The organism is Bradyrhizobium sp. CCBAU 53421, assembly GCF_015291625.1.
In the GTDB taxonomy this organism is placed as follows: Bacteria; Pseudomonadota; Alphaproteobacteria; order Rhizobiales; family Xanthobacteraceae; genus Bradyrhizobium.
The window spans coordinates 1,341,459-1,359,530 of sequence record NZ_CP030047.1 but is presented as its reverse complement, the minus strand read 5'-3'; the positions used below and the strand labels follow the sequence as shown (position 1 = coordinate 1,359,530).

General features: G+C 65.8%; 12 protein-coding genes. 5 read left to right on the top strand and 7 right to left on the bottom strand.

The features are described from left to right. Nucleotides 1-86: 86 nt before the first annotated feature. Nucleotides 87-959, bottom strand: a complete 873-nt coding sequence (locus XH92_RS06340) for a helix-turn-helix domain-containing protein (RefSeq protein WP_194458477.1) — start codon at nt 957-959, stop codon at nt 87-89. 195 nt (nt 960-1,154) lie between these two features. Here XH92_RS06340 and XH92_RS06335 point away from each other — a divergent pair, with 195 nt between their 5' ends. After that, nucleotides 1,155-1,721: a TetR/AcrR family transcriptional regulator gene (locus tag XH92_RS06335; RefSeq protein ID WP_194458476.1), complete on the top strand. Its 567-nt coding sequence runs from the start codon at nt 1,155-1,157 to the stop codon at nt 1,719-1,721. Between the two features lie 51 nt (nt 1,722-1,772). Then, entirely contained in the window at nt 1,773-2,513 is a 741-nt protein-coding gene (locus XH92_RS06330; RefSeq protein ID WP_194458475.1) for an SDR family oxidoreductase, read from the top strand. A 31-nt stretch (nt 2,514-2,544) separates the two neighbouring features. Here the strand turns inward: XH92_RS06330 and XH92_RS06325 are convergent, their stop codons facing one another. The 6 genes from XH92_RS06325 to XH92_RS06300 form a co-directional block, all read right to left on the bottom strand. Beyond that, nucleotides 2,545-3,231 (bottom strand): hypothetical protein, encoded by a 687-nt coding sequence (locus XH92_RS06325; protein WP_194458474.1) that lies wholly within the window; start codon nt 3,229-3,231, stop codon nt 2,545-2,547. A gap of 79 nt (nt 3,232-3,310) precedes the next feature. Beyond that, nucleotides 3,311-3,889 (bottom strand): invasion associated locus B family protein, encoded by a 579-nt coding sequence (locus tag XH92_RS06320; protein ID WP_194458473.1) that lies wholly within the window; start codon nt 3,887-3,889, stop codon nt 3,311-3,313. Next, a complete protein-coding gene (locus XH92_RS06315; protein WP_371817959.1) occupies nt 3,886-9,612 on the bottom strand; it encodes a calcium-binding protein in 5,727 nt (1,908 codons plus the stop codon). Before XH92_RS06315 ends, XH92_RS06320 begins: the two co-directional genes overlap by 4 nt. 336 nt (nt 9,613-9,948) lie before the next feature. Further along, nucleotides 9,949-10,836 (bottom strand): helix-turn-helix domain-containing protein, encoded by an 888-nt coding sequence (locus XH92_RS06310; RefSeq protein ID WP_246788272.1) that lies wholly within the window; start codon nt 10,834-10,836, stop codon nt 9,949-9,951. A gap of 881 nt (nt 10,837-11,717) precedes the next feature. Continuing rightward, nucleotides 11,718-12,152 carry a hypothetical protein gene (locus XH92_RS06305; RefSeq protein WP_194458471.1) on the bottom strand — a complete coding sequence of 145 codons (435 nt, stop codon included), beginning with the start codon at nt 12,150-12,152 and terminating at the stop codon, nt 11,718-11,720. A 161-nt stretch (nt 12,153-12,313) separates the two neighbouring features. Further along, entirely contained in the window at nt 12,314-13,984 is a 1,671-nt protein-coding gene (locus XH92_RS06300) for a peptidoglycan-binding domain-containing protein (RefSeq protein WP_194458470.1), read from the bottom strand. 352 nt (nt 13,985-14,336) lie between these two features. Between XH92_RS06300 and XH92_RS06295 the strand changes: the two genes are divergently transcribed. The 3 genes from XH92_RS06295 to XH92_RS06285 all read left to right on the top strand — a co-directional run bounded on the left by XH92_RS06295 (nt 14,337) and on the right by XH92_RS06285 (nt 17,392). Continuing rightward, the gene (locus tag XH92_RS06295; protein WP_194458469.1) at nt 14,337-14,768 is read left to right on the top strand and encodes a hypothetical protein; all 432 of its coding nucleotides are present in this window, start codon (nt 14,337-14,339) and stop codon (nt 14,766-14,768) included. Nucleotides 14,769-15,128: 360 nt separating this feature from the next. Next, nucleotides 15,129-16,559, top strand: a complete 1,431-nt coding sequence (locus XH92_RS06290; RefSeq protein ID WP_194458468.1) for a bifunctional diguanylate cyclase/phosphodiesterase — start codon at nt 15,129-15,131, stop codon at nt 16,557-16,559. Beyond that, a complete protein-coding gene (locus XH92_RS06285; RefSeq protein WP_194458467.1) occupies nt 16,556-17,392 on the top strand; it encodes a hypothetical protein in 837 nt (278 codons plus the stop codon). The genes XH92_RS06290 and XH92_RS06285 overlap by 4 nt, the downstream gene beginning before the upstream one ends. Nucleotides 17,393-18,072 lie beyond the last annotated feature (680 nt).

The following is an 18,072-nucleotide window of genomic DNA, read 5'->3' as shown; positions in this document are numbered from 1 at the left end:
AAACCTTGCGCGCAACCTCGGCATACGATGGACGGTGTGCCGGCGCTTGCGGGAAAGCGCCTCGACTTGCAAAAAAGCGCCGAAACTCACGCCCGGCCCTGCTGCCGGAACACCGACGGGCTGACACCCGTGACTTGCCTGAACGTCGACGAGAAATGCTGGGCGTGGCTGAAGCCCGACGCCAGCGCGATACTGGTCAAGCTCTCATCGGTGTCGCTGAGGCGACGCTTGGCGACCTCGATGCGCAAGCCGAGCACATAGCGATGCGGGCTGGTGCCCGTGCTCTCCTGGAACGCGCGCAGGAAATGTCGCTTGCTGAGGCCGGCGACATCCGACAATGCCGACAACGAGATCGTCTCGCCGAGATTGGCCCGGACGAACGCCTCGATCCTGCGCAGCTTGAGCGCCGGCAGCCCGCCGCGGCTCGGCGGCTTTGCCGGTTCCGCGCCGCGCGACAGCCGCGCCATATGGGCCAGCGCCTGGCTGGCCCAGCCTTCGGCGAACAGATCAAACAGATTGTCCGGCGTGGTCGCTTCCCGGCAAAGTTCGGAGAGACCACGGCAGAGCTGGTCATGGCCGAACGCGATCGCCGATGTTTCGATCGAGCCATTGAGGCGGCTCTGCACGAATGTCGGGTCGACGAAGACGACCACATAGTCGAACGCCGGCCCGACCGACCACTCGCCCTCGATCTCGGTGCCGGCGGGAAACAGCGCGAGATTGGCTACCCTGGAGAACTCATATTCGACCGGGCGGCCGTTGATCGTGGCCTGCAACCGCGAGCAGCCGTTGCGGAACCAGAACAATGTCAGTTCGGGCTGGCGGAAGTGCCAGTTCATGCGCGGCCGCGAGGTGCGGCTGAGCAGCTCGACCCTGATCGGCTTCGACCGCGCGATGACGGACGACACAAGTTCACCGCCGACCTCGCGGACAAACCGCTGCGGACGCGCTTCCTCCATGGGACATCTCCTCCGCGTATGGCACGGATGGTAAGTTCCAAATCAGAATTGACGATCCGGAGCCGGAAATCCAGCCCTTTGATGGCTGATCGCCAAGATGTTAGCGGGCCGTTACGGAGGACATCGGGGCATGCGCACGCGACCGCGACATCAGTCATTCTTGACTGATCGTTCCAAATCCGTCATGTTCAGGCAATGGCAAGACCGAAGGAATTCATTGTGGAAGAGGCGCTCGATGCCGCGATCGGCGTATTCCGCGAGCACGGCTATGAGGGCACGTCGGCGGAAATGCTGGTGCGGGCGCTCGGCATCGGCCGGCAAAGCCTCTACGACACGTTCGGCGGCAAGTGGCAGCTCTATCTCGCCGCGGTGCAGCGCTACGCCGCGCGGGAGACCGAGGCCCATTTGTCAGCCTTGGCAAGCGAGCGGCGCGCGGTCGACGGCCTCCGCGTCATGGTCGAGCGCGTGGTGGATGACGCAGCGGAGGCGTGTCTCGGCGTCAATTCGATCTGCGAATTCGGCACCGGCAAGCCTGAGCTTGCGGCTATTCGTGACAGCGCGGGACGCGCGCTGACCAGGGCCATCGTAGGGAGAATCCGCGAGGCTCAGGCAGAGGGCGATGTGGCGGCCGACATCGACCCGTCGAGCGCAACCGAATTCCTCCACGCATCCTTCGCGGGGATCCGGGTCGCCGCCCGCGGTGGCGCCGGCCATCGGCGATTGCGAGCACTCGGACAGTTGGCGCTGCGGGCACTCGCGTAATTTTTTTGGTCTATTTTGGAATAAAAATTCCAATAAACAGGAGATACGTAAATGACGAACGCAACATCGGAAAGACCGCGTAACGCCCTCGTATTCGGCGGCTCGCGGGGGATCGGCGCCGCGATCGCCCAGCGCCTTGCCCAGGAGACCTTCTCGGTCGCCCTCACCTATGTGAGCAGGCCCGACAAGGCACGCGAGGTGTGCGACGCGATTTCCGTGGCCGGAGCCAAGGCAATCGCGATCCACGCCGACAGCGGCGATCCCGCCGCGATCCGCCGCGCCGTCGCGGAGGCCACCGATCAGCTCGGACGGCTTGATGTCGTGGTCATCAATGCGGGCGTACTTCGCCTCGGATCGATCGAGTCATTCAATCCCGACGATCTCGATCTGCTGCTCAATGTGAACATTCGCGGCGTGTTCCTGGCGATGCAGGCCTCCGCGGCTGCCATGCGCGACGGCGGGCGGATCATCACGATCGGCAGCAACACGGCGATCAGGACCGGCGCCGCGGGCGGCAGTGCCTATGCGATGACGAAGGCGGCGGTCGCTTCACTCGTGAAGACCGCAGCACTCGACCTCGCCCCGCGGCAAATCACCGTGAACAACCTGCAGCCGGGACCGACGGCAACCGACATGACCGCCGGCATGGCCGACTTGCTGAAGGAGAGGATTCCGTTGCGCCGCCTGAACAGTCCGGACGACGTCGCCTCGGCCGTCTGCTTCCTGGCAGGCCGCGGCGCAAGCCTGATCACGGGCGCCAGCATCACCATCGACGGCGGCTACGTTCTCTGATCGGGCAACCTCGCGTATGCGAGCACCGGCGTTATCCGGCGACCCGCAGCGCGGTCACCGCGACGCAGGCATTGCCGAACGGAATCAGCACCACCTGCGCACCGTTCGGCAGCGCGATCGTCGCGAGATCACCGAGCGCGCCGTTCTGCCCGTTGAGCTTGGCGAGTTCCGCCGCAACCGTCGGGCAGCTCTCCGCGCTCGGCGTCACCCGCACCAGATTGCCTTCGCAGGACGACCCGACCGGCGCGGCAAACACGACGCCGGCGGCGCGCTGGGCGGCGCTGCCCGGGGGCGCCTGGTTTGGCGCGAGCGCGACCAGCGACTGCACCGAATGCGAATTGCCGGCCTTGGCATCCCACTGCGACTGCGCGGTGTAGTTGGAGTTGGTCGCGATGCCGCGGCCGAGCATCCCGAACAGATTGGCGCAGGTCGCGATGTTGCCCTGCCGTGCATGTTCGTCGAACACGGTCGGCTGCTGCCCGGCCTGCTGCGGCGGCACGGATGCCGCGGCCGCCGCCGGCGTCTGCGCCTCCTGCGGCCGCGGCTGCGACTTGTGCGGCTGCGGCTTCGCAGCGGCGGCAGCAGGTTTCTTGGCCGGCGCGGGTGCGGCCGGCTGCAAGGGTACAGGTTGCGCTTGCTGCGCGTAGACCACGACGCCGGCGGCACCGAGCGCGGCCACGACGACCGCAACAAAGATCAATCCAAGGGTGCGCCGCATCGACAATCCGTCCTTTTCACTTTGCACTTGAGTTTCGAGCCGGATGCCGGAATTCCACATCCGCATGTCCGACCTCGCTTCATTTCAGTTTCGCCAGCACGCCGGACAGTCCGTCGAGCGGCGCTTCCAGCACGATCGGCCCGCCTTGCGGAAGCGGATAGGACACCAGGCACGGCGTCGCCGCGCGGATGTGCCGCCTCAGCACGTTGCCGATCGCGATCGTGGCAAAGCAGAAATTGGCGTCGCAGCGATCGGTCTGCGCGACGATGCGGTCCGGACTATCGCCCATCGCGAGCTCGATCTGCGCGCCGACCCCGGCGGCCGCAGGAATCCGCATCGCCATCAGCGGCTTGCCGTCGGCGGTCGCGATCAGCGACCAGTTGAAGGCGACCGCGCCCTGCGCGTTGACGATCGATTGCGTGACGTTGCAGACGCGGCGCTTCGATTTCAGGCTCTCGTCGCAGATCAGGGTCCAGTTCTTGAACGGCTGGATCATCCGCCTGAACTCGCCGAGCGTCTCGCCTTCCGGCACCACGACGTCCGACGGCTTCACGGCATAGGCGGGCGGCGGCGCGCCTTGCGCGCTTGCGCCCGCCGCCGCGCCGAGCCAGATCGCCAGAGCCAGACACGCCAGCCGCCTCGTCGACGTCAGGATCAATTGAGCGTCAGGCTCAGGCCGGCGCTGACGCCCCAATCGCCGCCAGCCGTGGTTGCCGCCGCGTTGGTGCGCAGCCGGCCGTTCTCGCTGGTGTAGCCGATGCCGAAGGCGAGCGCGCCCTGGCTGCGCCAGACGCCGCCGCCGGCCGAAGCGCTGATCTTGCCGGGCCGGTCGTCATAGCGCAGCGATGCGGCCGCCATGCCGATCGCCGCGGCGCGCCAGGCGTCCTGCCGCACCTCGCCGATCTGGCCGTTGAGCTGCTGGAACGCGCTGTTGAGCTGATTGACGTTGACCGCATCGGTGCCGGCGACGCCCGCCGCCACGTTGCTGATGGTGACCGGTCCGCTGCTGCCGCTGTTCAGCGTCACCTTGTTGGTGGTGTTGCCGGAGGCATCGGTGTCGTAGCGGATCGAGCCGCTGGAAACCGCCTGCAGCTGGCTGACATTGACCGCATCGGTCGCAGCCGAGCCGGCGGCAACATTGGTGACGCGGCGTTCGGCGCCGGACGAGCCGACCGACACTTCGCCGGTCGCAACCCCCGCGACGCTCTTGCCGACGACGGGCGTATAGGCCGCATCGCTCAGATTGGCCGTTGTGGTCGAGTTCGCGCCGAGCGCAAGCGAGTTGGCCGAAGTCGCCTTGGCGCCGGCGCCGATCGCGACCGAGTTGGCGCCCGATGCGGCCGAGCCGTTGCCCATCGACACTGCGTTCGCGCCGCTTGCGACCGACTGCGGTCCGATCGCGACGCTCTCCGCACCGGTCGCGATGGAATCCGCCGCCGTCGAGTTGGCGTGGAAGTATTTCACGCCGCCACCGCCGGTCGAGATGTTGTTGACCGTGGTATAGAGAGCGTCGAGCGAGGTGTTGGTGGCCCAGAGCTGCGAGCCGTTGATCGCATCCGTCGAGGTCGCGCTGATCTGGCCCGCGGCCACGTTGGTGACGGTACGTTCCGCCCCGGCGCTGCCGACGCTGACGGTCGAGGTCGGCGTCGTGCCGGCGAAGGCGTAGGTGGTGCCGCCGATCGTGGTGTTCTTGGTCGCGACCACCGCCTGTGTGGTCGAATTGGCACCGAGCGCGACGTCGCCGGCCTGCGCCGTCGCCTTGGCATTCGGACCGAGCGCAACGCTGGTCGGATTGGTCGTCTGGGATCCGGCGCCGATCGACACCGACTGGATGCCGCTGGCCTGCGCATTGGTTCCGAACGCGATCGAGTCGGCGAAGTTGGACACCGAGTTCTGACCGATCGCGATGCCGCCGGGCGCGGTCTGCGCCACCGTTGCGCCAAACCCCATGCCGATGCCGTTGTCGCCATTGACCACGGTCGCAGGTCCCACCGCGACGGAATTGTTGCCGACCGCGAGTGAGTCGGCGAGCGTCGAGTTGGCGTGGAAGTATTTCGTCGTCGTGGTCGCGAACGAGGTCAACGCGCCGGTCAGCTGCCGCACGGTGACGGCATCGCTCGACTGGGTGCCGTCGGCGACATTGGTGATCTGCCGATAGCTCGTCGCATTGCCGACCGACACCGCGCCGAGCAGCGCGAGATCGGTGGTGTTGTAGGGGATGATGGTGCCGCCGATCGTGCCGGAAGCCGGCGCGAGCGCGCGGTTGGAGATCGAACCCGAGCCGATCGCGACGCCGTCGGCGACCGTGGCCTGGGTGTTGAAGCCGAGCGCCGTGGAATTGGCGGCGGTTGCCGATGCGGCGATGCCGGCGGCCATCGAATTCGCGCCGGTCGCACCGTTGTTGGTGTAGTTCGCAAGCTGGGTGCCACCGTCGTTGACGCTGTAGTAATGCGTCAACCCGTTGCTGACGATGGTCGACAGGCTGTCGATCGCCGAGGTGGCGGCAAACAGCTGCGAGCCGTTGATCGCATCGGTCGAGCCGTTGCTGATCCGTCCCGCCGCGACATTGGTGATGGTGCGTTCGTTGCCGACCGTGCCGACGCTGACCGTCGAGAGCGGGCCCGTGCCGGCGAAGCTGTAGGCGGTGGTGCCGATGGTGATGCCTGAGGTGCCGACCGCCGTGGTGGTCTGGCTGCCCGAGCCGAGCGCGATATCATTGGCATTCGCGGCGGTCGCGCCATTGCCGATCGACACCGAGCCGCTGCCGGTCGCCGTCGACACCGGCCCGATCGCAACCGAGTTGGTCCCCGCCGCGGACGAATCGGCCAGCGTCGAGTTAGCGTGGAAATACTTGATGCCGCCGCCGTTGTTGATGTTGTTGACGGTAGTCGCGAGACCGTCGACGGCCTGGTTGGTGGACCAGAGCTGGGAGCCGTTGACCGCGTCCGTCGAGCCGTTGTTGAGCCGCCCGGCGGCGACATTGGTGATGGTGCGCTCGGCGCCGACCGCGCCGACGCTGACCGTCGAGAGCGGCGTCGTGCCGGCGAAGCTGTAGGTGGTGCCGTTGATCACCGTATTCGGGGTCCCGACCGCCGTGGTGGTCTGGCTGCCGGAGCCGAGCGCGATATCGTTGGCATTCGCGGCGGTCGCGCCGTTGCCGATCGACACGGAGCCGGCGCCGGTGGCGGTCGACACCGGGCCGATCGCAACCGAGTTCGTCCCGACCGGAGACGAATCGGCCAGCGTCGAATTGGCGTGGAAATACTTGATGCCGCCGCCGGTGTTGATGTTGTTGACGGTGGACGCGAGGCCGTCGACCGCCTGGTTGGTGGCAAACAGCTGCGAGCCGTTGACCGCATCCGTCGAGCCGTTGTTGAGCCGTCCCGCCGCGACGTTGGTGATGGTACGCTCGGCACCGACGGCGCCGACGCTGACGGTCGAGGCCGGCGTGGTGCCGGCAAAGCTGTAGGTGGTGCCGTTGATCACCGTATTAGGGGTACCGACCGCAGCGGTCGTCACGCTGCCCGAGCCGAGCGCGACGGCGCCGGCATTGCTGGCGTTGGCATTGGCGCCGAGCGCGAGCGAATTGGCCTGGCTGGCCGTCGCGGACGTACCGCCGGCAAAGGCGCTGATGCCAGACGCCGTCGAACCCGCGCCGACGGCGGTGGATGCGGAGCCTGACGCGGTGGTACCGGTGCCGAGCGCAACCGAGTCGCGACCGGATGCCTTCGGACCGCCGCCGAAGCCGTCGCCGATCGCGATGGCGCCGTCATTGGTGGCCTGCCCCGCACCGACGGCAATTGCCCCGGTCAGCGGCGAATTGCTGAGCGACGCGGCACGCGCGCCCGAACCGAGCGCCGTGTCGGATGACGCCACTGCCGCGGCGCCAGCGCCGACCGCAACACTGCTCGCGCCGGCGGCGCTCGCACTGACGCCGGCCGCGAGCGCGTTGCCGCCGGTGGCTCCGGCGTTGTTGTAGTTGGTGTCGGTTCCCGGCGTCGTGCTGTTGACGCTGTAGTCGTGGATCGCGCCGGCGGTGATCTGGCTCGAGAGCGTGTTGGCTACACTGTAGAGCTGTGAGCCGTTGATGGCGTCCGTGCTCGACGTGCTGATCCGCCCGGCCGCGACGTTGGTGATGGTGCGTTCCGCGCCGACCGCCCCGACGCTGACCGTCGAGCCCGGCGTGGTGCCGGCGAAGCCCGAATAGGTGATGCCATTGATCACCGCATTTGGCGTGCCGACCGCGGCAACCGTGACGCTGCCGGAGCCGAGCGCGACATCGCCGGATTTCGCCGCCGCCGTGGCGCCGTCGCCCAGTGCGATATTGCCGGCAAGGCCGTTGGCGCCCGCAGTGGAGTTATTGCCGAGCGCCACGGAGCCCTGCCCGATCGCCTTGTTGCTGTTGCCGATCGCGACTGCGCCGTTGGCCTGGTTGGCGGCGGTGGCGCTGGCCGTGCCGTCGCTGTTGGCGATGTTGTTGGCGCCGCCGGTGAAGGCGCCGGTGCCGCTGGCATAGCTGGGATCGCCGATCGCCACCGCGCCGTTGCCAAAGGCGGTGTTGTTCGCGCCGATCGAGACGGCCTGGCCGCCGGTCGCCACCGAATTGGTGCCCACGGCCACCGCATTGGCGGAACTGGCCGCGGCATTGTTACCGACAGCGATGGCGCTTGCCGCCGATGCCTTGGCACCGATGCCGAGCGCGGTGCTGGTGACTCCGCTGGCGCTGGCGCTGACGCCGGCCGCGAGAGAGTTGTTTCCTGCCGCGCTCGCTCCGGACCCGAATGCGGAGGCGTTTTGGCCGCTGGCAACGGCTGTGTTGCCAACCGCAGTGCTGGCGGCGGCGCTCGCATTTGCGGCAGTGCCTATCGCCAGCGAGCTTGTGCCGGCGGCACTGGCCCCAACGCCGTTCGCGATCGAACTGATGCCGGTGGATGCCGCATTGTTGCCGACCGCAATGCCGCCAGTCGCCGTGCTGCCGACAATCGCGCCCGATCCGATTGCAACCGAGCCGCCGGTGCTCAGCGCCTGCGCTTGGTTGCCCAATGCGACGGCGAAATCCGCCGACGCCTTGGCGAGATTGCCGGCGGCCACGGAACTGGTGCCCGACGCGGCCGCCTGGCTGCCGGCGGCGAGTGAGGTGATGCCGGTGGCTTGAGCCGCTGTTCCGATCGCGGTTGCGTTGTCAGCTCCGCCATTCGCGTTGATGCCCAAGGAGATCGCTTGAAACCCGCTGGAGAGCGACCCACCGCCGATCGCCGTGCTGTTCACACCCTTTGCAGTGGAGGCCTCGCCTAAAGCAAGCGTGTTGTTCTGGTTCGCGACCGCGCCCTGGCCCAGGGCGATTGCGTTCACAGCACTGGCGTTTGCGAGATACCCCATCGATACGGCCCCAATACCCGAGGCGGCCGCTCCGTTGCCAATCGCGGTGGACTGGTTGGCCGACGCATTGGCCGACGTGCCGAAGGCGCTGGCCCCGGTCGCCGTTGCAGAAGCGCTTGAACCGACACTGGTCGACCAAGCCCCCGTGGCGGTTGAACCGGTGCCGAGCGCAACCGCCTCGAACGTGAAGCCGGCAGGCGCGGTCCCGCTGGCATTGGCATTCGTGCCGATGGCGATTGGAGACCCACCGCCAACTCCGGCATTTGCTTTGGCGCTGACGCCGATGGCCGTGCCCGACCCGTTTGGAGATGAGGCTGCGGAGGACAATCCAATCGCTATCGACGCTCCACCGGACGCGCTCGCCGTCGAGCCTAGCGCCAAGGCACCAACTCCATTTGCAGTGGTGTTGACGCCGAAAGATGAGGATCCATCCCCGGTGGAATGTGCATTCCCACCTATGGCGAGGGCGTTGGTGCCGGTCGCGTTCGCGAACACACCCATACCGATCGCATTGAGGCCGTTCACGGAGTTGGAATAGCCCACGATGACCGAACCATCGCCGTTTGCGGTATTGGAATCGCCGATTGCCAGGGAGTTCTGGCCATTCGCGTTGGTGCTAGAGCCAATGGCGGTTGCATTGGCACCGGCAGCGTGGGCGCCGCACCCCATAGCCGTACTGCCTGCGGTTGCAGCGGTGGGATTGGTGCAATTGGCGGGGTTGCTCACAACACCATTGCCGATGGCAACCTGCGCGAACGCCGCCTGCGGGATCATGGTCCCCATGGCGACAAGCAGCGCGCCGACCGCTCCGCCAGCGCCGAGCGAACCAAGCCCCAGCCGATCGCGCTTCACACCCAGTGTCCGATGCGCCCGACGCAGCACCGCCAGCAGCCGGCGCCGCAGCGAACGGCTGCCCGCGTCGCCCATTGCGACCCAGCTCCGGACGAAGCCGGCGCGGCCTTGACGCGTCAGCGATTCGGTTGAGTTGCGTGCGATCGCCATGGTGCGTCCCCTTTGTGACATCTGGTCCAGACGTCGGGGGTGCCATGCCGCGGACTGTGCCGACATGCGTGTCCTGTGGGACCGCATGTGGAGATATGGAGACCGCGCAACCTGCGCTCGCCTCCCGGTCCTGACCGATGATGTGTCGAACTCAACGAGCGCATCTCGCCATCCCGCGCCCGCTCGACTGCCCCATCAATTTGCCCCGAGTCGTCATAAACAAAAATGATAGACACATATTTGACAACGTCACTCAGCAGGCCGTCCAAATAGCGCGCAGATCGTCTCACAAGTTGAATGATTTGCACGATGCACCGTGGGGTATTCCACGAATCTTCAACCGGCAGTTGACCTGCGGCGCACGCGTTCACGCATCTCGCGCGGACTGACGCCGAACTCGCGGCGAAACGCGCGCGTGAAATCCGACGCCAGCTTGAAACCGTGACGATAGGCGATCTCCTGCACCTGCCTGCCCGTGGATGCGACCAGTTCTGCGTGTGCTGCACGCAGCCGCTTGCGGAGGATATATCCGGCGACGCCGCCGACGTTCTCGAATGCACGGTAGAGTGCAGAACGTGAGATGCGCAATTGCTGCGCAATACGATCCGGCGTGAGGTCGAACTCGCCGAGATGCGTCTCTATATAAAGACGTGCACGCTCGAACAGCACCGACTCGATCGCGCCGCGCGCCTGCTCCAGCCGATCCGAGGACAGCTGAATGCATGCGGCGATCATCTGCGCGGTCGCTCGCCCCGCTTGCCTCAACTCCTCCGGCGACATCAGGACAAGGCGCGTTTCGAGTCTGTCGAGATAGTCGGACAGCAGTTCAATCAGATTGCCCGAGAGGAGAATGTTGCAGGCGTCGTTGAGCTGATCAGCCACGTCTGCGAATGACCGGCGCGGCAAGGCGAGCACCAGGCCATCATAGCCGGTGATGCTGCCGCGGAAGTCGTCATCGAGCGAGATCAGGAACATCGCGCCTGGCCCGGCGTGAACCCGCCGCTCCGCGGTTTCGAAGCGGGCTTCGCCGGAGCGCAGGCGGAACAGCCACCAGATATCGACCGGCGCACCCTGCGAGGGCTCGACGACGCGCGCGAATGTTTGATCGGCAACGCGTCCTGACGTGAAGACGACGTCGGCCATGTTGCAGGTCAGGTATTCCACCTCGAACCCCTGTCCGGGGCTGTAGCCATCGGGCGGCGCCACGTCGATCAGCGAGGCCATGCGCGTCTTCCATACCTCGAACTGTTCCGACGGCGGATAGAGCCGTGTCGTGAAAAGCCGAGGCACCGCCGGGACGATGTCCCTGATGTTCCTGGGTTCGCGTGGCAAGGGAACTTGTTCCAGGAGCTTCGCTGCGCTCGCCGGCCTATTGTCGTCTTCTTGCATGTAGTTTCGTCCCCGGTTGTCGCGACGAACGTCGTCTCAACGGAGGCGCATTCCCAAGGTTGCGTCGCCGGCCGCTGGCGGGCAGGCGAATTTCAGGCGGACAAGGAAGCGGCATTTTCGGATGCGGACGTCAGCCGCTTACACCGGCCCCTGATAGGGCCGATGGGTCCTGCGGCAGTCGGGCTCACACATGGCATTCATCAGTGTCGCGTCATAACGGGATCCGGCCCGGAAGCTCCGTCACCGAGTCGGCTTGACTGGTCTAGAGAACAATCTGTGCGAGAACCAGAGGGGCGGCAACGCGCGTCGTGAAGAAATCCAAAATTGCGTTCGTGCGATGCGATCGGGCAACGCATCATCGCCGAGTCTTCAGAAAATTTTCCCGGTCTTCGCGCTGAGACGAAATGAATTTCACGAGAGCGCGGCAACTTAAGCACGGTACATGACACATCGCGAATCCCGCGCACGGGATTCGCGCTGACCGCGCCTGAAGACGCTTGCCTAATCATGCGGCATTCCACCACGTGCGACGTGAATGCGATCGATGGGAACGAAACACGCGCGCCACACGAGGCGCACATGTTGCGACACGCTGCGGCATTCGCATCCGAACGTCGAGATGACGAAAGTAACAACGGCTTATCATATTCGTTGGTGAACACGCCCGCCGAGCCGGCAGCGACGGAGAATGCATTCTCCGATCGGCCCCCGCCCGGCTATGCCTTGCCTTGCCCGATCCCATCGAGCCATGCCGCAAAGCGCGGATGCTTCGCGAACCTGCCGTGCACAACCGCCAACTCCTGCTGGAAGACCGGCAGCGAGAGCACCCTCTCGATGTCGGGCTCCCTGATCCTCCAGATTCCCGGCGGGACGAAGCCATGCACCTTGAGCTCATAGAGCTCGAATATCGAGAAGATGACTTCATGCACGATCCGCCGCTCGTCCGGCGTCATCTCAACGGTGCTGCCATCGCCCTCGTCATGGAAAGCCGCCGTTGGCAGGCGACGCCGCAGATCGGAGATGCGCTCGGAATATCTGAGGAAGATATCGGCTCCCAGACGCCGGTTGTTGGTGTGCAGCGCCGTGTAGATCGCGGTGATGCCGACGATGATGGTCCCGAGCGTCATGAACTTCAGGATATGATCGAGCACTGCAGCTTCTCCCTCCGCCGCATCCGGCAAAGCCGTGATCACACTTTGACACGCCCCCTGACGGAAGGCACGCGCCAGATCGCCTTCACGATGCCTCAAGAAAAGAGCCCCGCTCTGCAGCGGGGCTCTTCCACCAATATCCCGTTTCTGACTCCAATATCCTATTTCCGGTCGGAGTTTTGCGCAGGCATCTGCGTGCTCTGGCCCGCACCGGACGATGGCGGATTGCTGTTCTGGTCAGGCTGGCTGGATTGGGTGTCCCGACCAGCACCCGGCTGGCTGCCGCTGCCTTGTCCGACCGTGGACTGGCTCCGCGGCGCGGCCTGGCCGGTCGTATTGTGCTGCTGGGCCTGCGGCTGAGCCGACGGCTGACGTTCGGCCTGGCCGGACGTCGACTGGTTCTGCGGGCTCGCCTGACCGGTGGTCTGTCCGTCCCTCTCTGGTCCGGTCGCGTTCTGCTCGGCAGGCTGCTGTCTTCCGCCCTGGCCGACCGTCGACGGCTCTCGTCGCGCGCCCTCGCCGATCCGATCCGACAGGCCCAATGCGGCAACCGTGCGCGTGTCGACGCTGCCGCTTGTCGTGATGCCCTGCCGACGCTGGAACGTGATCAACGCCTCGCGGGTCCGCGATCCGAGCACGCCGTCGGCCTCGCCGACCAGCAAGCCGCGTTCGATCAGCACCTGCTGCACCTCGCGGATCTGCTGCGGGTTCAGGTCCATCATCGCATAGCTATCATGGCTGCTGTGACGGTGGCTGAAGCGCGTCCGCGGTCCAACCGGGACCACGTCGACGACTCGTCGATCGCGATCGAGGAATACGACTTCATCCTCGACGACGAAGAAGCTGTCGTCGCGATAGTAGGGGAACGCATCGATCAGCGCCGGATAGGCGGAGACCGACACGGCGTTGAACCTGCGCGGCACCACCACGCCCGGATCGACCGCGAAGTTGATCGCGTTGACGTTGATGCGCGGCGCGTTGCGTGCCGACAGCACGGAGCGCTGGATCGTGCTTTGCTGCTCGGCCGTCACGATGCGCCCGGCCTGGGTCTGGACCGCGGCGTTCGACTGGGTCTGGGCCGATGTATTGGCCTGTCCGGTGGTCTGTCCGGAATTGATCTGCCCGGACTTGGCGCCGGAGTTGACCTGGCCCTGCGTCGTGCCGGGCTGGGTAGCCGCGCCGGTGGTCGGGCCGGCTTTCGTATTCTGGCCCGTTGCTGGGCTCTGGTTCTGTCTCGCGCTTGTGCTCTGGCCGGTCGTCGAGTTCGCGCCCTTGCGCTGCTCGGTGCTCTGACCGGTCGTGGTGCCTTGGCTGCGGTTGGCGGTATTGGCGCGGTTCTCTTGCTGCTGCTGGCTTTGCCGCGTGGTGGCGCTGCCGCGTTCATGGGACTCAGAGCGGCCCATCTGCTCGCGCTGGCTTCGGCCCTGGCCGACGGTCTGCTGCTGCCGGTCCTGACTGCGCTGAATCTGTCCTCCGCCTCGCTGCTCGGCGCGGCCGCTTTCGCGGGCCTGCCCGGTGGTCTGGCCGCGCATGCTATCGCCGCGCTCGGCTGAGCCGCGGCCCATCTGGCCTTCAGCTCGACCGCGTTCGCGTGCGCCGCCCTCGCCACGGCCGACCGTCATGCCTTCGCTGCGCGACGCGCCCGGACTCTCATGCATCGCGCCGCCGGAACGTCCGGCTGACGGGCCCGCGGACGGCGCGCGTTCGCTAGCTCCGGCGCCGACGCTTCCGCCGCCACCTTCGCGCATGCCCTGCGCCGATGCGAGACTGACGCCGGCCAGCAGCGCGGCTGTCGTCAGCAGAAACTTGCTCTTGATGATCTTGCTGTGCATTGCCGATTCCTCCTGAAGTTTGGCGGCTGTTCGGTTCGCGAAAGCTGGTGCCAATGGCTGGTGCTCTCTCCGCCGCGGCCGCTGTCCTAGACCGCCGACGAAAGCTGCGGCATGACGTACGCGACTAGTCCGCGAACCTGGCTTGCAAGAAAACGACGCCGCCGCCCGCGCCGTTCCTCGACACAAGCACGGCGCGACATTTCGTGCCGGGGAACTGCGACGGGGTCATCGTGAGCCGTGTCGGGTCCCACTTGGGGAACCGGTTGCCAGCTTCTGCAGACGCACTGCGACAGCAACCAATGCCCGCCAGTGCCGTTGACCGGCTGAGCAACCATGATGGAGGAGCATTCCCATGAGGAAGACAGCCCTTGTTCTTGCAACAGTCGGTGGGCTTGGGGTGAGCGCTGTCGCGGCCCCGACCCCCGCCGAAGCGCGCGGCGGGTTCGGCCCCGCGCTCGCGGGCGGATTGATCGCCGGCGCCGTGGTCGGCGGCATCGCCTCGTCGGCCTATGGCTGGGGCCCCGGCTACGGCTACGGCTATGGCTATCCCGGGTACGGCTATGGCTACGCACCCGCCTATTATGCGCCCGGTTACGGCGCCTACGGCTATGATGACGACTACGGCTACGCGCCGTATCGCTGGGGCGGCGGATACACCACGACATATTACAGCGGATACCAGCCGGGCTATTACGGCTACCGCTATCGTCACGTGGTGCGGCCGGCATACGCGTATTATCGCGGCGGCTACCCGCGCTGGCATCATCGCTGGCACCATTGGTAACGATCAAGCAGAAGCCCGCCGCATTGCGCGCGGGCTTCGCTCATGCCCACGGTCCCTCGACGAAAGTCGCAACAAATGGATCGCGCGCCCGTCGTAGATTTGTAACCATCTTGCAAATCGTTATCGCGCAAAAGTCGCGAGCAGCCTTCACGCAACCTTTTGCAAACTCCAAACTGCCTACCGTCGCCGGATATTATAGTGGTAGTGGGGACGGGAATGGCTGGGCTGCGGCCGAATATCCCAATACGAATCGGGACTGCGATCAGGGAACAACATTCGGGCGTCGAGCGTGACTCCGTTGTTCCATCTCTCGGAACAAACTCGGAGATCGAGCGCCTGCGCGGCGTCATTGCACGCCTGATGCACACGGCCGCTCACGACCAGCTGACCGGCCTTCCGACCCGCAGCCTGCTGCTCGAGCGGCTTGATCATGAACTGGCGCGCGAAGCCGATGACGGCGCGCGGATCGCGGTTTTGTTCGTCGATCTCGACAACTTCAAGCTCGTCAACGATTCACTCGGCCATAGCAGCGGCGACAAGGTGCTGTCCGAAATGGCCCGGCGCATCCTGGGCTGTCTTGGACCGGAAGATACGGCGAGCCGGTTCGGCGGCGACGAGATGGTCGTTCTGCATCCGCGCGCCTCGGACTCCTCCGGAGCGGAACTCGGCAGGCGGATCCTCAGCGCCCTGGCGGAACCGATCCTGCTCTCCGGCAAGGAGGTCGTGGTCTCGGCAAGCGTCGGGCTCGCGCACTGCAAGCCCGGCACGAAGCCCGCCGAGCAATTGCTGCGCGAGGCGGACACCGCGCTCTACGCGGCAAAGGTCCGCGGCCGTGCGCGGCTGGCTGAGTTCAACGACGAGCTGCATGCGCGCGCCGAGAAGCGCGTTCAAATCGAATCCGACTTGCGGGCGGCGCTACGGGAATCACAGCTGTTCGTGGAGTATCAGCCGCAGGTGCGCCTGAAGGATGGATGCGTCGTCGGCGTCGAGGCGCTGGTGCGCTGGCGGCATCCCGAGCGCGGCATCATCTCGCCCGCCGACTTCATCCCCGTCGCCGAGGAATGTGGGCTGATCGTCAAGATCGGACGGCAGGTATTGCAGGAGTCCTGCCGCCAGCTCACCGAGTGGACGAGGCTGATGCCGGGTTGCCCGCTGGCGATGACCGTGAACATGTCGCCCCGCGAGATCGCGGAGCCGACCTTCATCCAGGAGCTCCGCCAGGTCCTCGCCGACACCAATGTCGATCCGACCGCGCTGTGTCTCGAAATCACCGAAAGCGTCATGATGAGCGCCCCGGAGGAGGTCGTCCAGGTGCTCGATCAGATCCGGCAGCTCGGCGTGTTCGTCGCGATCGACGATTTCGGCACCGAGCACTCATCGCTGTCGCGCCTGCGCGACATGCCGGCCGAAGTGTTGAAGATCGACCGCAGCTTCATCGACGGTCTCAGCAGCGAGCCCGGCGACACGGCGATCGTGTCGTCGATCCTCAGCCTCGCTTATGCGATGGGCAAGCACACCATCGCCGAGGGCGTGGAAAGGAGCGAGCAGGCCGCAATGCTGCTCCGGATGGGTTGCGACGTTGCGCAGGGCTATTTCTTTTCGCGGCCCGTTGCACCCGATCAGATCGCGCCGATGCTGACCAAGGCACTCTGGCATCCGAGCTCGGGACGCGCGCTGCACGCCGCGCAACCCGTGGAAGGACCGGTGCGCCGCGGCCATCATTATTTCATCGACGAATTCCTTGATCACATCGGGGCTCCCATGGGCACCAAGGCGACGGTCTCGCGATGATGTATCTCGTCATCGGTCTCAGCAATCTGGCGATCGGGCTGGCTTACGCGGGCCTTGGGCTATTGTCGGCCTGGGAAACGGTCAGTCTGCATCGATACCGCGGCTGGTCCCGCTTCGGCATCGGATTTTCGATGATGGCTGCAAGCTGCGGCCCGCATCATCTCGTGCACGGCTTCCAGGTGCTGCGGGGCGAAGGCGTGACCTGGTCGATGCTCGCCGTCACCCTGCTCGGGCTGCCGGCAGGCCTCACCTTCGTGTTCCTGCGGTTCGAGACGATATTAGGCGGTCAGGGCGAGCGACTGATGGCGGTCTCGCCGCATCGCGCGGTGTTGCTGGTCGGCGGCTTCGCCATCACGGCAGGCTGGCTGGCAGCTTGGGCGATGGCTCAGCCCGGAGCAAACGTTCCGTTCTTTTGCACGTCGGCCGATCTTGCCGCGCGCGCGGCAAATCCGAGCAGCTGGATCGACGTTGCCTCCGCCACGTTCTACGCCAATGTGTTCGTGACCGTGACCTACGGCCTGGTCGGCTGGTATCTGGCTGATCATCAGGTGCGCCGCTATCTCGCGACCGGTGTCTGGTCGCTGTCGGGGACCGCGCTGGCCGGCGTATTCTTCAGCTGCGGCTTGATCCATCTCATCGATGCCACGACGCACGGCAGCGGCTCGATGCTGGTGTTCGACCTGATCGGCATTCCCGCCTCGGTCTATTTCCTGTGGGTCGTCGAGCAGTTGCACAGCGACTCCGTGCTGGACTGGAATCGGCGTCCGCTGGTCGGCGCCGCGGCCGCGCCGGCGCGGCCCTCACCCTGGAGTGGCAGGAGCCTGCAGCACTGACCGGTCTTTCCTGCGGACCGATGGTCGTTGCCTGGCTGAGCGCCAGATCGGTCACACACCGCGCGAGCGACGACCTCCCCCGAGCTTTCCTTGAAGCCGTTGGGTGACGATCAATCGTTGGCGCGTGGTTCAGGCCGACGAGCGTCGTCGGGAGGCGTCATCACCACGACGAACAACATGTTGATCAGCAGCCAGATCGAAAGCAGGCTCAGCGCGGTGTGCACGGTGAATTCCAATACAGCGGGAGACGTCGACCGGTCGACGAGCTGCCAACGGGTATCAGCACCAACGCGGAAATGCGACGCGTAGTAGCCCGGGCGTGATTCTACGGGGCATTGCCGGCCACGCCCTGGCATCTGGGGATGCCATCGAGGTGGCACTGGAGATCCGCCGCCGGATTGCCGGGCCGCGAGGCTGATGCGAAGCCGAACAGCTTATTCATTTCGTGACAAATGGCATGCCTCAAATGGGTCATGCCGGGGCCTCCAGTTGGCCTCCGCAACGACTGGGCCCATGCGCGCCGTGCGGGTTGTCACAGCGCCGCGAGACGGTAGCGTGCAGACGCGGTCCATTCGCGTGGTGCCGCGTTCAAGGGCACTGCTGATCACAGCGCCAAAACTTCCAAGTGAAAACTCGACCCCGGCGCTTCCCGCTCTGGGGTCTTTCTTTCTGAATTCGTG

Bases quoted from the DNA above. Each gene is read 5' to 3' on its own strand.
- XH92_RS06340 (WP_194458477.1), bottom strand. From the start codon at position 959: ATGGAGGAAGCGCGTCCGCAGCGGTTTGTCCGCGAGGTCGGCGGTGAA.
- XH92_RS06335 (WP_194458476.1), top strand. From the start codon at position 1,155: ATGGCAAGACCGAAGGAATTCATTGTGGAAGAGGCGCTCGATGCCGCG.
- XH92_RS06330 (WP_194458475.1), top strand. From the start codon at position 1,773: ATGACGAACGCAACATCGGAAAGACCGCGTAACGCCCTCGTATTCGGC.
- XH92_RS06325 (WP_194458474.1), bottom strand. From the start codon at position 3,231: ATGCGGCGCACCCTTGGATTGATCTTTGTTGCGGTCGTCGTGGCCGCG.
- XH92_RS06315 (WP_371817959.1), bottom strand. From the start codon at position 9,612: ATGGCGATCGCACGCAACTCAACCGAATCGCTGACGCGTCAAGGCCGC.
- XH92_RS06310 (WP_246788272.1), bottom strand. From the start codon at position 10,836: ATGGCCTCGCTGATCGACGTGGCGCCGCCCGATGGCTACAGCCCCGGA.
- XH92_RS06300 (WP_194458470.1), bottom strand. From the start codon at position 13,984: ATGCACAGCAAGATCATCAAGAGCAAGTTTCTGCTGACGACAGCCGCG.
- XH92_RS06295 (WP_194458469.1), top strand. From the start codon at position 14,337: ATGAGGAAGACAGCCCTTGTTCTTGCAACAGTCGGTGGGCTTGGGGTG.
- XH92_RS06290 (WP_194458468.1), top strand. From the start codon at position 15,129: ATGCACACGGCCGCTCACGACCAGCTGACCGGCCTTCCGACCCGCAGC.
- XH92_RS06285 (WP_194458467.1), top strand. From the start codon at position 16,556: ATGATGTATCTCGTCATCGGTCTCAGCAATCTGGCGATCGGGCTGGCT.